The organism is uncultured Tateyamaria sp. (genome assembly GCF_947494755.1).
Lineage (GTDB): Bacteria > Pseudomonadota > Alphaproteobacteria > Rhodobacterales > Rhodobacteraceae > Tateyamaria.
This window is the reverse complement of sequence record NZ_CANLVZ010000009.1, coordinates 80,203-94,529: the sequence shown is the minus strand read 5'-3', so window position 1 is coordinate 94,529 and position 14,327 is coordinate 80,203. Positions and strand designations below refer to the sequence as shown.

14 protein-coding genes are annotated in these 14,327 nt (G+C 60.6%); 9 read left to right on the top strand and 5 right to left on the bottom strand.

Annotation, left to right across the window (positions count from 1 at the left end; translation table 11 throughout):
• Window positions 1-24 precede the first annotated feature (24 nt).
• From Q0908_RS12615 to Q0908_RS12605, 3 genes are all read left to right on the top strand, one after another.
• Window positions 25-960: a LysR family transcriptional regulator gene (locus tag Q0908_RS12615; protein WP_299284762.1), complete on the top strand. Its 936-nt coding sequence runs from the start codon at window positions 25-27 to the stop codon at window positions 958-960.
• Between the two features lie 192 nt (window positions 961-1,152).
• A complete protein-coding gene (locus Q0908_RS12610; RefSeq protein WP_299284759.1) occupies window positions 1,153-2,460 on the top strand; it encodes a sulfatase-like hydrolase/transferase in 1,308 nt (435 codons plus the stop codon).
• 82 nt (window positions 2,461-2,542) lie between these two features.
• A complete protein-coding gene (locus Q0908_RS12605; RefSeq protein WP_299284756.1) occupies window positions 2,543-3,361 on the top strand; it encodes a glycosyltransferase in 819 nt (272 codons plus the stop codon).
• A gap of 22 nt (window positions 3,362-3,383) precedes the next feature.
• Here the strand turns inward: Q0908_RS12605 and Q0908_RS12600 are convergent, their stop codons facing one another.
• Genes Q0908_RS12600 through Q0908_RS12590 form a run of 3 tightly spaced genes read right to left on the bottom strand, consistent with a single transcriptional unit; the run spans window position 3,384 to window position 5,735 of the window.
• Window positions 3,384-3,962 (bottom strand): TetR/AcrR family transcriptional regulator, encoded by a 579-nt coding sequence (locus tag Q0908_RS12600; RefSeq protein WP_299284753.1) that lies wholly within the window; start codon window positions 3,960-3,962, stop codon window positions 3,384-3,386.
• 12 nt (window positions 3,963-3,974) lie between these two features.
• Window positions 3,975-5,030 (bottom strand): FAD-dependent oxidoreductase, encoded by a 1,056-nt coding sequence (locus Q0908_RS12595; protein WP_299284750.1) that lies wholly within the window; start codon window positions 5,028-5,030, stop codon window positions 3,975-3,977.
• A 36-nt stretch (window positions 5,031-5,066) separates the two neighbouring features.
• Window positions 5,067-5,735 (bottom strand): cupin domain-containing protein, encoded by a 669-nt coding sequence (locus Q0908_RS12590; protein ID WP_299284747.1) that lies wholly within the window; start codon window positions 5,733-5,735, stop codon window positions 5,067-5,069.
• Between the two features lie 223 nt (window positions 5,736-5,958).
• Here Q0908_RS12590 and Q0908_RS12585 point away from each other — a divergent pair, with 223 nt between their 5' ends.
• The 5 genes from Q0908_RS12585 to Q0908_RS12565 all read left to right on the top strand — a co-directional run bounded on the left by Q0908_RS12585 (window position 5,959) and on the right by Q0908_RS12565 (window position 10,969).
• Window positions 5,959-7,206, top strand: coding sequence for an FAD-dependent oxidoreductase (locus Q0908_RS12585; RefSeq protein WP_299284744.1), 1,248 nt, complete (start codon window positions 5,959-5,961; stop codon window positions 7,204-7,206).
• Between the two features lie 18 nt (window positions 7,207-7,224).
• Complete coding sequence (locus Q0908_RS12580) at window positions 7,225-8,211, top strand: TRAP transporter substrate-binding protein (RefSeq protein WP_299284741.1); 987 nt, start codon at window positions 7,225-7,227, stop codon at window positions 8,209-8,211.
• A 74-nt stretch (window positions 8,212-8,285) separates the two neighbouring features.
• Window positions 8,286-8,999, top strand: a complete 714-nt coding sequence (locus Q0908_RS12575; protein WP_299284738.1) for a TRAP transporter small permease subunit — start codon at window positions 8,286-8,288, stop codon at window positions 8,997-8,999.
• Complete coding sequence (locus Q0908_RS12570) at window positions 8,996-10,297, top strand: TRAP transporter large permease subunit (RefSeq protein ID WP_299284735.1); 1,302 nt, start codon at window positions 8,996-8,998, stop codon at window positions 10,295-10,297. The genes Q0908_RS12575 and Q0908_RS12570 overlap by 4 nt, the downstream gene beginning before the upstream one ends.
• Window positions 10,298-10,300: 3 nt before the next feature.
• Entirely contained in the window at window positions 10,301-10,969 is a 669-nt protein-coding gene (locus tag Q0908_RS12565; RefSeq protein WP_299284732.1) for an aspartate/glutamate racemase family protein, read from the top strand.
• Between the two features lies 1 nt (window position 10,970).
• On the opposite strand, the gene egtD is transcribed toward Q0908_RS12565, so the two are convergent.
• Window positions 10,971-11,936, bottom strand: a complete 966-nt coding sequence (gene egtD, locus Q0908_RS12560; RefSeq protein WP_299284730.1) for an L-histidine N(alpha)-methyltransferase — start codon at window positions 11,934-11,936, stop codon at window positions 10,971-10,973.
• Window positions 11,937-11,938: 2 nt separating this feature from the next.
• Window positions 11,939-13,198 carry an ergothioneine biosynthesis protein EgtB gene (gene egtB / locus Q0908_RS12555; protein WP_299284727.1) on the bottom strand — a complete coding sequence of 420 codons (1,260 nt, stop codon included), beginning with the start codon at window positions 13,196-13,198 and terminating at the stop codon, window positions 11,939-11,941.
• A gap of 256 nt (window positions 13,199-13,454) precedes the next feature.
• Between egtB and Q0908_RS12550 the strand changes: the two genes are divergently transcribed.
• Window positions 13,455-14,324, top strand: coding sequence for a LysR family transcriptional regulator (locus tag Q0908_RS12550; protein WP_299284724.1), 870 nt, complete (start codon window positions 13,455-13,457; stop codon window positions 14,322-14,324).
• Window positions 14,325-14,327 lie beyond the last annotated feature (3 nt).

The window sequence follows — 14,327 nt, the reverse complement described above, 5'->3', positions numbered from 1 at the left end:
ATTTTGCCTATGGAGGGCACGCCCATGGATCGCAGACTAAGCCAGTTCCTTGCTGTTGCAGAGGCGGGCAACGTGTCCACAGCGGCAGAGTTGCTGAACGTCTCGCAACCCACCGTGTCCGTGAATATCCGCCGTCTTGAAGAGGCATATAGCGTGCAGTTGTTCACGCGCAGTTCGCGCGGTGTTCAACTGACCGAGTTCGGCAAGGTGCTTTATGAGCATGTCAAGGTCATGGCGCAGCTTGACGAACACGCCGCCGCCGAGATCCGCATTTTGAAAGCATCGCGTCAAAAGGCGATGCGGGTCGGGACGGGATTTGCGTGGTGGTCGCTGTTCATGCGCGACATTGTCACGACATATCGGGACCACCACGCAGGTGTATCGCTGCATGTCTACATGTGCAGTAGCCTTGATGGATTGCGCAGCCTTTTGTCTGGGGACACAGCCTGTTTCGTGGGCACAAAGGTGGCCAAGCTGAACGACAATATGGGCCTTGTCTTTGAGCATCTGTTTTCGGTCGAGGATGTGGTGTTCGCCCGCAGCGATCATCCCCTGTCGGGGCGCGAAATCCGTCTGAGCGATCTGAGGGCGTATCCTCGAATGGATGTCGCCCCGTTCGTGAACAAGCATCTCGGCATCATCGAACACGCCAATTTCGACCCGTCACTGGCGGCGTTGGGCCAAAGCCAGTCGGGGCTGTTCAGCACGAACTCCATGACGGCGGGCTTGGACATGTTGTGCGATACCGATGCCTTTCTGGTCTATCCCGTCGCGTGCCGTCCGTATTTTGCGGAACATGGGATCACCATGCTGGACGTGTCAGACCGGTCCCGTGAAAAGATCAAGATCGGGATTTATCGCCACGCCGACCGCAAGCCCGACGCGCATCTGCACGGCATACTGGAAAGCATCAGATCGGCGGCCAAGGTGATCCCGCCCGGTACGCTCGAAACGGGGTGAGGTTCGGGGGCTTTGCGCTGCCCTCTGGCCGCGAAAGATCGGTCCGTCAGGGTGCGCTGTTCACCTTGTCTGAATGGAGCCTCCGGGCCTTGTCCCTTGAAATACGGCCTAAACTGTCCGACAACGAGGCCAATAGCAGCTCCGCCACCAAAGGCGGGGTCAAAAACGGCATGGCAGGCGGGGCGATAACAGGTGTCTCAATCAAAGAAGAACATTGTCTTTTTCAGTTTTGACGATGCGTTTTCGTTTTGGCGGTATCGCAATATTTTCGGGGTCGAGCTGAAGACGCCCAATCTGGACCGCATCTGTGCGGAATCCACTGCCTTTCATGCGGCCTATTGCCAGTCGCCCCTGTGCGGCCCTTCGCGGTCAAGCTTCATGTCGGGCAAGGCCCCGCCGGAGACGGGGATCTACGACAACAAGCAAAAGGTGTATGACACCGTCCCGCCCCAAGAGATGTGGCAGTACAAGCTCAAGGAAGACGGCTATTTCTGCTCGTCCGGCGGCAAGGTCCACCACGGGTTTCGGCCGCTGCCCGAGCATGTTCAGAAAATCCTCTATTCTGACGAGCGCAAAGGGTTTCGCATCGACATAAAGCTGCGTCCGGAATTTGCGCAGTCGCGAAACGGGGGCAGTGGTGGCGGCATTTCGACCACCGATCCCAAGGATGACGGGTATTACTACGACGCCCAAAGTGCGGACTCATTCATCGAGTTCCTGAACAACTACGAAAGCGATCAGCCTTTTTACCGCGAGGTCGGTTTTTTCAGCCCCCACAGTCCGTTCATCACGCCCGTGCCCTACAAACAGATGTATCCGTTCATGCAGTTCGAATACCCGCCCGAATGGCAGCGGGGGTTTGAACGCGGCCCCTATGCGGACGCTGTGCTTGGGCCCACCTTCAAGACCCATGACCGCCGGCATTGGCGCAAAAGCGTGCGCAATTATTTTGCCGCGTTTTCCCATGGGGATCACCATTTGGGTCGCGTGTGGGACGCGCTGAAAGCGTCAAAGCATGCCGAAAACACCATTTTCGTTATCTTAACCGATCATGGCCATCATCTGGGCGAAAATGGCCGCTTTGGGAAATCGACATTGTGGGAACAGACCTCACTTGTGCCCCTGATCGTTCACGATCCGACCAGCCCGACCGCGCGGGTGGTGACGGACCCTGTCGCGTTGCTGGATGCGGGGCCCACGGTGCTTGATTACGCAGGCCTGGATCCTGGCGAAAGCGACATTCGCAAATCACTGCGCCCCATCGTTGAAGGGGGCGCGGGGGACCCGGATCGCGCCGTGCCGACGTTCAACCCGCACGGCTCCGCAATCCGCAAGGGCAAGTATCGCTACATCCGGTACAACGACGACACGACCGAGCTTTATGACCTTGAAACCGACTGGTGGCAGCAGGAAAATCTGGGCACGATACACCCGGCCCATGCTGAAATGGCGCAAGCGCATGTGGAATGCTGCAGGGCGCATGGACTGGTGTTGGGGTGACCGTGGCGCAGTCAGAATTCAGCCTGTGCAACGCAATTGTCGTTGATTATGCTGCACATGGCCGACAGGGAGAGACGTGAACATGCACATGATTTATCAGACCCGTTATTCATTCTTTAACCCCTCGCCGGGCTGGCGGTCCAAGGCCAGCAAGGACATGGAAATCCTGTTCGACACCGAGCGACTGAAGCGGCGGCAGTACTTTTTCGAGAAGGTGACACTGCGCTCACTCGCCGATCAGACCAACAAGAGCTTTGTCCACAATATCCTGAGTTCGACCTTTCTGCCCAAGACCTTTCAAAAGCAGCTCAAGGCGATGTGCGGGGATATGCTTGGGGACCGGGCGCATGTGATGTTCTGCGATCCTGACCCGACGCACGTGCATTTCCGCACCTACCGCTGGCAGCATTTCACGGCCGATCCCTGGTCCTGTCAGGTTGTGCTTGATGATGATGACGCGCTGTCGGTCGACTTCAACGAAAAGCTGCACGCAGAGGCGGCTGCCGCCAAGAATTTGCGCGCACGGGGTGAAAAATATTCCTGCATTTCACATGCTTGCGGCCTGACGGGCCTGTTCAAGGATGGCAAGCTCAGCCTGCACCCGAGGGTCAGCGCCACAACCAATCTGGGCCTTGCCATCGTTGCGCCAAGCCCGTCTCGCTACAGCCTCTACGACATTTCGCACAAAAACATAATGCGCGACCGACCCACACGCGTTCTCTACTCGCAGCGGCCCTATTACATCCGCGCGGTGCATGACGACAATGACAGCCGCGGCTTGTATGACAAACCACTGGTCCCGGATGACCAAATCCCCGAGATGTTTGAATATTTCCCGCTGTTGCACGATCTGTCAAAAGACTGGGTGACCGACTTTGCACAGCAAGCCAAAGCGTCCTGAGGGGACAGCGTTGCCGGTATGATCAGCCCTGAGCGGGGCGCGCCCGTGCGCTCAATTGACGGATAGCGATGTCAAAGCGGGTGATGTCTTCTTCGACTCGGCACGCCAATTGCGCCCCTTCCAGAACGGCCATCGCGGCGGCTGCTTCGGCTTGGTCATCAATGACACCGATAATGCTGCCATCGCTCCGGCCAAGTGCAAACACGCTACCCAGCCAATCGAGAACCGATTGGCGAAATCCGACGATCAACGTTTTGACGCCATCAGGCAGCCGATCCGGGCTGGTTGCAAAGGATAGGCACAAACATAGCTGCTGCCCGGACGCGCTTGCCTCGCGGTAAAGCGCGATGATCGCGGACAGCCGCGCACCACCGGTGGCATGTGCGGCGTTGATGTCGGTGCAGGCCTCGGCGAGCACCTCGCAATAGCGCATCATCAGCGCGTGGGCGAGCGCCGCTTTGGTGGGGAAATGGTGGTGAATGCTGGCTTTGCGGATGCCGACATCTGCTGACAGGTCCGCATAGCTGAACCCGTCGAACCCGCGCGCGCGCACCGCAGCTTCGGCTGAATCGAGCAAGGCGGTCTTTGTGTCTGTCTGCATCCGTCTATGGCCTCAGCTTTGCAAATTCAGAAAAACGGCTTCGGCGGCTTCCAACGCGCCCTCAAGGTATCCACCAAAATGCGTGGCAACTTCGGTCCCTCCGAATAGGAGGCGACCGTCCCAGTGATCCAACATCGCCTGATGTATACCATAGGTTGGGTGCGCCGTCATCGGCGCTTGATCACGATCCGTTGCGGTGAAGGGATCGCGCGCCCAGTCCTTGAGATAAAGCTCGTTTGGCCGCGCCGCTTTGGGTCCAAAAAGCCGCTCAAGCTGCGCGATGATACGAGGGCGCAGCGCTTGCTCGTCCAGCCGCTCTTGGGGCGGTATGCCGATAAACCCAAACAACCCGAACGGCCCGCCCGAGCGTGGTGAGGCGTCGTGGATTTCGATCATCGGGCCATAGCGGCTGATCGCATCACCCGACAAACCGGCCTCGCGCCAAAACGGGGTGTCGTAGACGGCGAGGGCTTTGGCCTGACCGGCCATCCATGTGGGCACGCGTTGCATCGCAAGACAGGTTTCCTGCGGCAGGGCGGGATCAAAAGTGATCTGGGCCTCGGCGATGCGCGGCGGGATGGCCAGCACAACTGTGTGTGCCGTGATATGCGCGCCAGCCGCCAGTCGTGCCGTGATGCGCCCGTCGCCATAGCCCAGATGCGTCACCGCTGCCGCCCTTTGAACCATGTCGGGGGGCAGTGCCCCTGCCAAGCTGTCGGTCAGCCGATCAAGCCCGCCAACAATCCGGTAGGACCCCTGCATCGACGCGAAACCTTGCCCGCGTTGGATTTGTGCGTTTTCATCCTCATAGCTGAGCGTCCCGGCGTAGTGTTGCTCGAACGCGGTGAGATCGAAGCGTTCGATCAGTGCGGCGACCCGGGGTTGACCCAACCAGAACCACGCAGGTCCCATATCAAAATGTCCGGCATCACAGCGTTCGGTCAGGATGCGTCCGCCAAGCCGGTCCCGCGCTTCGACGACTTGGCAGGCACGGCCTGCCCGGTGCAACTGGTCCGCAAGGAATAGTCCCGCAAGGCCCGCGCCAATGATCAGAACATCAGTGTGCATCCTAGCGGCGTCCGCTGCTTTGGAACGGCCTTTCCATCAGACTGCCGGAGGTGCAGCGTGGACGAGATGACCCGATTTGATCCAGACCTTGGCCCCTTCCGACCCTGCGGTGGCCTGCAGCGCCTCTCCGTCGGGGAGACGCAGCCATGACCCTTTGCGCAAGGTGTCGCCACCCTGAGTCAGGGTGCCATCGATCATCAACGCTTCGATTCCGCCATTGACGTTCATCGATAGCGTCGCGCCCGCGTCGAGGTGATGATATGTCACCGTTTCGCGCGCATCTTGGTGCAGCGTCCCTGTCGCGACACCGTCGACCGGAGCGCCAAGGGTGTCTGCCATGGATTTGCGGAACTGGTTGCGGTCGTCCATGTCGAACTGCCAGAGTTTGACAAAGATGACGGTGCCCGGCTTTGACCCGGGCGTGTGGGACGTGGTCGGCGGATTGCGCACATATGTGCCAGCTGGATAGTCCCCATGTTCGTCCTGAAACACGCCCTCAAGTACAATGAACTCTTCACCGCCGGTATGGGTGTGGGCCGAAAAATGACTGTCGGGCGCATATCTCACAATCGTCGTGGCCCGCGCGACCTCTCCTCCGATCCGGTCGAGCATACGCCGGTCCACGCCCGGCATCGGCGAGGCGACCCAGTCAATATCGTCCGAGTGCATGACAACCCGCTGGTCAAAGTCGGCGTGCAATTCCATCGTCTTCGTATCCTTCACGGTCTGTGGTCGGGTGCGTTACCCTAACGTAGACCTATTGGTAGGTAGGCGCTGAACGCAAACTGATTTTATCAGAATCTTGCTCTGTTCGGCGAATGTATGCCCTCTGGCGTTTTGCGGAATGCGGTGTGCGGGGGGCTTGTACTGTGCTGCCCGATGACATGAACATGGCACGGCAGGTGTCAGGACAGGCAGGGGACAGGGCATGAATATCATCGTGGCAGGGGCCGGCATTGTGGGCATCTCGTGTGCAATTTGGCTGCAACGCGCGGGGCATCAGGTGACGCTTGTGGACCGTGCTGGACCGGCCTCCGGCACCAGTCATGGCAATGCGGGCGTGCTTGCGGCGGGTGCGGTCATCCCGGTCACCACCCCCGGCCTGATGTCGCGTGCGCCAGGCATGTTGATGCGCGCGGATGCGCCCTTGTTTCTGCGCTGGTCTTATCTGCCGAAACTGATGCCATTCCTGACCCGGTATCTGGCGCATGCCACGGACGCGCATGTTCAGCGATACGCGGCGGCGATGGGGGCACTTTTGCATGATACTGCCGATCAGCACCGCGCGCTTGCCACCGGAACGGGTGCCGAGAGGTATTTGAGCGACGAAGACTACTGCTTTGGCTATGCCACACGGGCTGATTTCGAATCGGATGCGTATGGTTGGAATATCCGCAAACAGGCAGGTTGCCGGTTCGAGGTGACGACGGCGGCAGATTACGCCCAATACGACCCGGTCTTTGGTGATGTGTTCGAGGTCATTGTACGCTGCAAGAACCACGGGCGCGTCTCCGATCCGGGGGCGTATGTGCGTGCACTGGCGGACCACTTCGTCGCGCAAGGCGGCGTGCTGCACATCGCGGACATCACCGACATCGACACAAAGGAGGGCGCGATTGCCGCACTGATCACGCCCGAAGGTCCGCTTCGTGCCGATCGCATCGTCTTTGCAATGGGGCCGTGGTCCAGGGAAATCGCCCACAAACTGGGCATCAAGGTCCCGTTTGAGAGCGAGCGGGGTTATCACATTGAGCTGATAAACCCCTCGCATATGCCGCGCGCCCCGATGATGGTCGCCAGTGGCAAATTCGTGCTGACCCCCATGGAGGGGCGGTTGCGCGCCGCCGGGATCATTGAATTCGGCGGCTTGGAGAACGGACCAAGCGTGGGGCCGATTGCCTTGCTCAAGCGTCAGGTCAAGGCATTGCTGCCCGATCTGACATATGACGATGTGGTCGAATGGATGGGTCACCGTCCCGCCCCGGCAGACAGCCTGCCGTTGATCGGGGCGAATGATCCTGCCGGTCTCAGTTATTCGGCCTTTGGCCATCAGCATGTCGGCTTGACAGGTGGGCCCAAAACGGGTCGGATCATCGCGGATCTGATTGACGGGAAAAAGTCGAACATAGATTTGACGCAGTTCGATCCGCGAAAATATGCCACGCACTCCGCGTAGCCGACCGGGAGACAACCAATGACGATATCACTGAAAACGACCTGCGCCACGCTTGTGGGCGCGCTGATTGCGGGCGGTGCCTCTGCCGATGGGCACGCGCAGTCCTGGGACATGCCGATGGCCTATGCGGCCACGAACTTCCATTCTGAACACGGCGTGATTTTTGCCGACAAGGTGCGCGAATACACGGACGGCGCCATCGACATCACAGTGCATGCGGGCGGCTCGCTGTTTGGCGGCGGCGATATCAAGCGAGCGATCCAGACCGGACAGGTGCCGATCGGTGAACGCTTCATGTCCGCCCATGCCAACGAAGCGCCACTTTTGGGTTGGGACAACGTCCCCTTTATCGCCACCTCCTATGAGGACAATGCCAAGCTGTGGGCTGCCGCCAAGGACACCGTCAACGCCCAACTGGCGGACCTGAACCTGGTTGCGCTTTATACCTGCCCATGGCCGGGACAAGGCTTCTATTTCAACAAGGAAGTCGCCTCTTCTGCCGACACCCAAGGCATCAAATTCCGCTCCTACAATTCCGCCACGGCCACCTTTGCCGAAGAGTTGGGGATGATCCCCGTCCAGATCGAAGCGGCTGAGCTCAGCCAGGCGTTGGCAACGGGTGTCGCCTCGGCCTTCATCTCGTCCGGTTCGACGGGCTATGACCGCAAGGTTTGGGAACATCTCAGCCACTATTACAAGGTCAACGCCTGGCTGCCGCGCAACTACGTGATGGTCAACACCCAGGTGTGGGAAGGGCTGGATGACGCGACCAAGGACGGCATCCAGAAAGCCGCCGACGAAACCGCGGCAAGCTGCGCGGCCAAATCCGAGGAACTGGCAGGTTTCTACTTTGATGAACTGGCCAAGAACGGGATGAGCGTCGAGGACGCCGGCCCCGATTTCCTGGCCGAACTCGAAGCGATTGGTGCCAAAATGACCGCCGAGTGGCTGGAAACCGCAGGCGCGGACGGTCAGGCGATTTTGGACGCCTACAACGCCAACTGATCTTACCATTGGCGGGTCCGGGCATCGTGCCGGGCCTGCCTCTCCTCATTTTCTGAACAGATCGGGATATCAATATGCGTGACTGGTCGCCCGTCATGGGCTTGCCGCTTTGGGTGTGGATTTTCGTCCTGCCCAGTGTGTTTGCGCTGATCTGCCTGATCACCGGCCCCCGGATCGAGCGGATATTGCGCCCGTTTTGGCGCGCCCTCGACGGGATCTATTTTGCCAGCGGTGTAATCGCCGCGATTTTCATGGTGACAATCCTCGGATTGATCGTGGCCGGCATGATTGCCCGCTGGACCAGCGTGGCACTGCCCGGCACGACCGAGTTTGCAGGCTACGCGATGGCGGCGACCTCGTTCTTTGCGCTCAGCCATGCGATGACGCGCGGCGCGCACATTCGCGTGTCGATTATCCTGAACTCCACCGCGTTCCTGCGCCGCTGGCTCGATGTGTTTGCCGTGTTCGGCGGGGCCATCATCGCGACCTATTTCGCGCGGTACGCCATCAAGGCCAATGCATTTTCCGAGATGCTGAATGACCGCACGCAAGGGCAGGATCAAATCCCCGAATGGGTCGTGACCTTGCTGAGCCTGCCGTCCCGCGCCGTCGGCGAATGGGGCCAGGCGATGTCCGAGGCGTCCGACACCCTGGTCTATACCCCTGTCTGGATACCCCAACTGGCCATGTCCATCGGCACTGTGCTGCTGGCCATTGCGCTGTGGGACACGCTGTTTCGAATGCTTGTGACCGGCGTGAACCCCATCGTGTCGGAGGCCGTGGAATGACCGAAGCCTACGCCACAATCGTGTTTCTGTTTGTCCTCTTTACCCTGCTTGGCTCGTCTATCTGGATCGGCCTTGCTCTGATGGGTGTCGCCTGGGTGGGGATGGAGTTGTTCACGACCCGCCCCGCAGGTGATGCGATGATCACCACCATCTGGACCGGGGCGAGCAGTTGGACGCTGACTGCGCTGCCGCTGTTTATCTGGATGGGCGAGATCCTCTATCGCACCCGATTATCCCAAGACATGTTCCGTGGCCTTGCCCCATGGATGCGGTTCCTGCCGGGCGGGTTGCTGCACACCAACATCGCCGGTTGCACGATCTTTGCCGCCGTGTCGGGGTCCTCGGCCGCGACGCTGACGACTGTGGGCAAAATGTCGATCCCCGAATTGCGCAAACGCGACTATCCCGAATACATGATCGTTGGCACATTGGCAGGGGCCGCCACCTTGGGCCTGATGATCCCGCCCTCGCTGACGCTGATCGTCTATGGCGTGTCGATCAACGAAAGCATCATCAAGCTGTTCATGGCGGGCATCATTCCGGGCCTCGTGCTTGCGGGGCTGTTCATGTCCTACATCATCGCTTGGCACTTTTTCCGCCCCGATCAGCGCCCGCCCCCCGAACCGTCCATGAGCTGGGGCGAGATGCTGAGCGAAAGCCGCTTTCTGATCCCTGTACTGCTGCTTGTCTTTTCCGTCATTGGGTCGATGTATTTCGGATGGGCCACGGCGACTGAGGCGGCAGCGGTTGGCGTGCTTGGCTCCCTGACGCTGGCGCTGTTCCAACGCTCGCTGACGATGGGCACCTTTCTGGAAAGCCTGATGGGGGCCACGCGCACTTCGGCCATGATCGCGCTGATCCTGATGGGCGCGGCGTTCCTGTCGCTGTCCATGGGCTTTACCGGCTTGCCGCGGGCGCTGGCGGCGTGGATCGACCAGATGGAGCTGTCGCCCATCACCCTGATCGCGGCGCTCACATTGTTCTATGTGATCCTAGGCATGTTCCTTGACGGGATTTCATCCGTGGTGCTGACCATGGCCATTGTCGAGCCGATGATCCGCCAAGCCGGGATCGACGTGATCTGGTTCGGTATCTTCATCGTGGTGGTGGTCGAGATGGCGCAGGTGACCCCGCCTATTGGCTTCAACCTGTTCGTGCTGCAGGGCATGACGCGCCACGACATTGGCTACATCTCGAAAACGGCGCTGCCGATGGTGGGGCTGATGCTGTTGATGGTCGTGATCCTCGTGGCGTTCCCGGGGCTGGCGACGTGGTTGCCAGACAACATCAGGCAATAGGGCATGGCCCCGTCGGTCAGCATACTGCAACTGGATACGGGCTTTCCGCGCGTGTCCGGTGACGTGGCCTGCCCTGAAACATATATGGAAGCCGTTGACGTGATCCGGGTGCGCGCCGCAACCGTGTCACGGATTGTGAGCCATAAGCCCCAAGACATAGACATCGCACCGTTTGAGCAGGCCGTGCAGGCCGCCAAGGGGGATGTGATCGTCACCTCCTGCGGGTTTTTGTCGTACTGGCAGGATCATCTGGCCGCCCTGACGTCCAAACCGTTCGTAAGTTCCGCGCTGACAGCTTTGCCAAGGCTCAGCGAAGCCCACGCGCCGGGCGAGGTGTTGATCCTGACCTTTGATGAAGACAGCCTGACACCCGCGCATCTGGGGGCGGCAAGGGCCTATGCCCCGGGCATCGTTGGCCTGCCCAAGAAGATGCATTTGCGTCAGGTCATCGCGTCGGACAGTGCCATGTTGGACACGGACCGCGCCCGTGATGAGTTGGCGGCCTTCATTGCGTCGGAGCAGACGCCTAACCACCGTCATCTTTTGCTCGAATGCACCAACCTGCCGCCCTACAAATCCGCGCTGCGATCTGCGACCGGGTTGGAGGTCACCGATATCCTCACGTTGATCGAAGATGCGCGGCCCGGCACGGTGCGGCCGGACCACCTATAAGCTAGCCAGCGCTTTGCGCTTTCAGGACGGCGACCCCGAAGTTGCTCTCGGCGTCGGTCACGACCTCTTGCACGGACCATCCCGCCGCATTGGCCAGATTGCCGAGACTGCCTATCGTATATTTGCGGGACTGGCTAACGGCGATGCGCTCATGCTTGGCAAAGGGAATGTCCTGCCCGCCAAGCGACACATGGTGATCGACCTTTGCCATCAATGACATCTCGATCTGTGCGGCCTCCGCGTTCCATTCGGCGATGTAGTCAAAGCGGTCCACATCGAAATCTGCACCCAACTCCGTGTTCATCCGCATCAGGATGTTCGTGATGAACCGGGCCGTCACGCCCGCAGCATCATCATAAGCATCAATGAGGACCTGGGGGTCTTTCACCAGATCGGCCCCGAGAATAAATGTCTCGATCCCCGGCCACGCACGGGCGCGGGCCAGCAGGGCGGTGGCGTCCAGGGGTTCGAGGTTGCCTATGGTCGAACCGGGGAAAAAACCAACCTTGGGCAGATCGTGCAAAGCGGCAGGCAGCGCGATGGGGTTGACGAAATCCCCCACGGTCGGATGCACGGCCAGATGGGGATAACGGGCGCGCAGATCATCCGCCGTGGCATGCAGAAACGCGGCCGAAATATCAACCGGCACGTAGGCTGCAATATGCGGGCCCGCGTCGAGCAGGAGCCGGGTCTTGATGCTTGCACCTGACCCCAATTCGACCAATGCCCCGCCCTTAGGAACGTAACCCGCCAAGTCGGCAGCATGGCTCCGCAAGATCGAGATTTCGGTGCGGGTCGGGTAGTATTCCGGCAGGCCGGTAATCTCTTCGAACAGGGCGCTGCCCGCGCTGTCATAGAGCCATTTGGGTGACAGTGATTTGCGCGCGCTTGTCAGCCCCTGGATCGCATCACGCAGGAAGGCGCGCGTTGTTTTATCGTGTAAAGAGGGGGCGTTGGCGAGTGTCATGGTCATACGTCCTTGGCCAGGCGCAGGCCCAGCATTTGCCAGCGTTGATGGGGGAAAAAGAAGGTTCGGTAGGTCGGGCGCATTTGTTCGCGTGGCGTCGCGCAGGACCCACCGCGCAGAACGCGCTGATTGACCATGAACTTGCCGTTATATTCGCCAAGCGCGCCTTCGGGTGGGCGAAAGCCGGGATAGGGTGCGAAATCGGAGGCCGTCCATTCCCACACATCGCCCCAAACACCGGCGCCCGGCAGGGGGCGCAATGCGCCGATGGCGCTTGCATCGCCCATCAAGTTGCCTGTGATGGGACGGTCGCGAAACGCCACTTCGTGTTCGGCCTCGGTGGGCAGTCTCGCCCCGGCCCACCGGGCAAAGGCATCGGCCTCATAATAGCTCACATGGACCACTGGCGCGTCCAGCGCCACGGGCTGTGGGCCGCGCAGGCTGTAAGTCCACCACTGATCGTCCTGTTGCCACCAATAAAGCGGATGCTCCCAACCTTCGCGCGCGGCCACCGCGTGGCCCTCCATCAGCCAGTGGCGCGCATCGCCGTAGCCGTCGTCTTGCATGAAGGCGATCCAGTCGCGATTGGTCACGGGGCGGTCGGCAATGTCGTAGGGGCGCAGGAACACCTTGTGGCGCGGCCCTTCGCAGTCATAGGAAAACCCGGGCCCCTCATGCCCGATCTCGACCAGCCCACCATCGTGGCGGGTATAGGTCAACGGGACCTCATCCGTGACGGGCAGCGGTTCGGGATCCTTGTAGACCGGCAACAGCGGGTTAAAGCTGAGGCCATGCAGCAGGTCGGTGACCAGCAATTCCTGATGCTGCATTTCGTGATGGCACCCCAGCTCGACGAGGGCCGCGATGTCGTCGGTGTCGTCCCGCGCGCCTGACATGAGGGTCGCGAGGCTGTCCTCCACATGGGCGCGGTAGTCGCGCACGGCCTGCACATCGGGACGCGACACAAGGCCCCGCCGGTCGCGCGCGTGCCGGGGACCGGCTTGGGTGTAATAACTGTTGAACAGAAACGCGAAGCGATCATCGGGCGAGGAATAGGCGGGCAGGCGGGGTTTGAGGATGAACTCTTCGAAGAACCACGTGGTATGGGCCAGATGCCACTTCGCGGGCGAGGCATCCTCCATGCTTTGCAGCATCATGTCCTCGGGGTTCAGCGGCGCCACAAGCGCGTCGGTGCGCATGCGTGTGCGTTCGAACAATGACGACGCCTCGCAGGGCTGAATTTGAGCAAGGGATGGTGTCACTGTCGATACTCCGGGCTGGTGGCAGGGACGAAGCCTCGTGCCAGATCTGGTAGGATATGTGCGGAGCGGACGGCATTAACAGGTGCAGCCGCCCCAATTTGTCGTGAGAGCGCGGATATCTGCTGGTTGTTATGCAGAGAGGTGCGCCGGTTGCGATGATTGTGCGGCCAACCCTAGCGGATTGATTTTTAGGTTTCTGCCCGAAATAATCCGGCAGAGCGGATCGTATTCGATCCGTACAAGCCGGGGGAAGCTGATGGACTGGGACAACATGCGCATTCTTCTGGCGATCCACCGGGCAGGCAGCCTGCGCGGTGCCGCCGAGGCTTTGCACGTCAACCACGCCACTGTCGCGCGGGCCCTCAAGGCCGCTGAAGACAGTCTCGGCACGCGCCTGTTTGACCGCTCGGCCAAGGGGCTCAGCATCACGCAACCCGGCGAGGTGTTGTTGCCCCACGCCGAAGGAATGGAGCGGCGCATGCTTGAGGTGCAGCGCCAGTTGACGGGGCTGGATGCGGCGCCCACTGGTGTTGTCCGCTTCAGTCTGCCGCCATCCTTTGCCCAAGGGCTGTTCGCCCCGATCCTGGCCGCCTTCAGCGCGCAATATCCTGACATCCGCGTTGATGTGATCGGCACGAACCGCATTTCGGATTTGGCCCGTCAGGAAGCGGATGTGTCACTGCGCGCCGCTCATCATGTCGAAGAGGACCTGGTGGGCCGGCGGTTGGTGGACTACGTGGTGGCGGCGTTTGCGACCCCGGCTTACGTTGACGCGCATCCCGATCTGATGGCGACGGGGGGCGAAGGGGCGCATTGGATCGGATGGGGCGGGGATGACAACTGGATCGCCTCAAGCCCCTTGCCCAAGGCAAAGGCGCGCCATTCGCTGCCCGAAATTTTCATGCAAACGCGGGCGGCTGCACAAGGTCTGGGCATTGCGTGGGTGCCCGCCGTTCTGGGGGACGGCGAGCCTGATCTGATCCGGGTGCCCGGTGTTCCGGTGGTGCCGGGGCGCAGCATCTGGATCTTGCTGCACAGCGATCTGCGCCGCACAGCGCGGGTGCGAGCGTTCGTGGATTTCGTGAGCGCCTGGATCGTGCAGCGGCGCGCGGATTTCGAGACGTAAGAC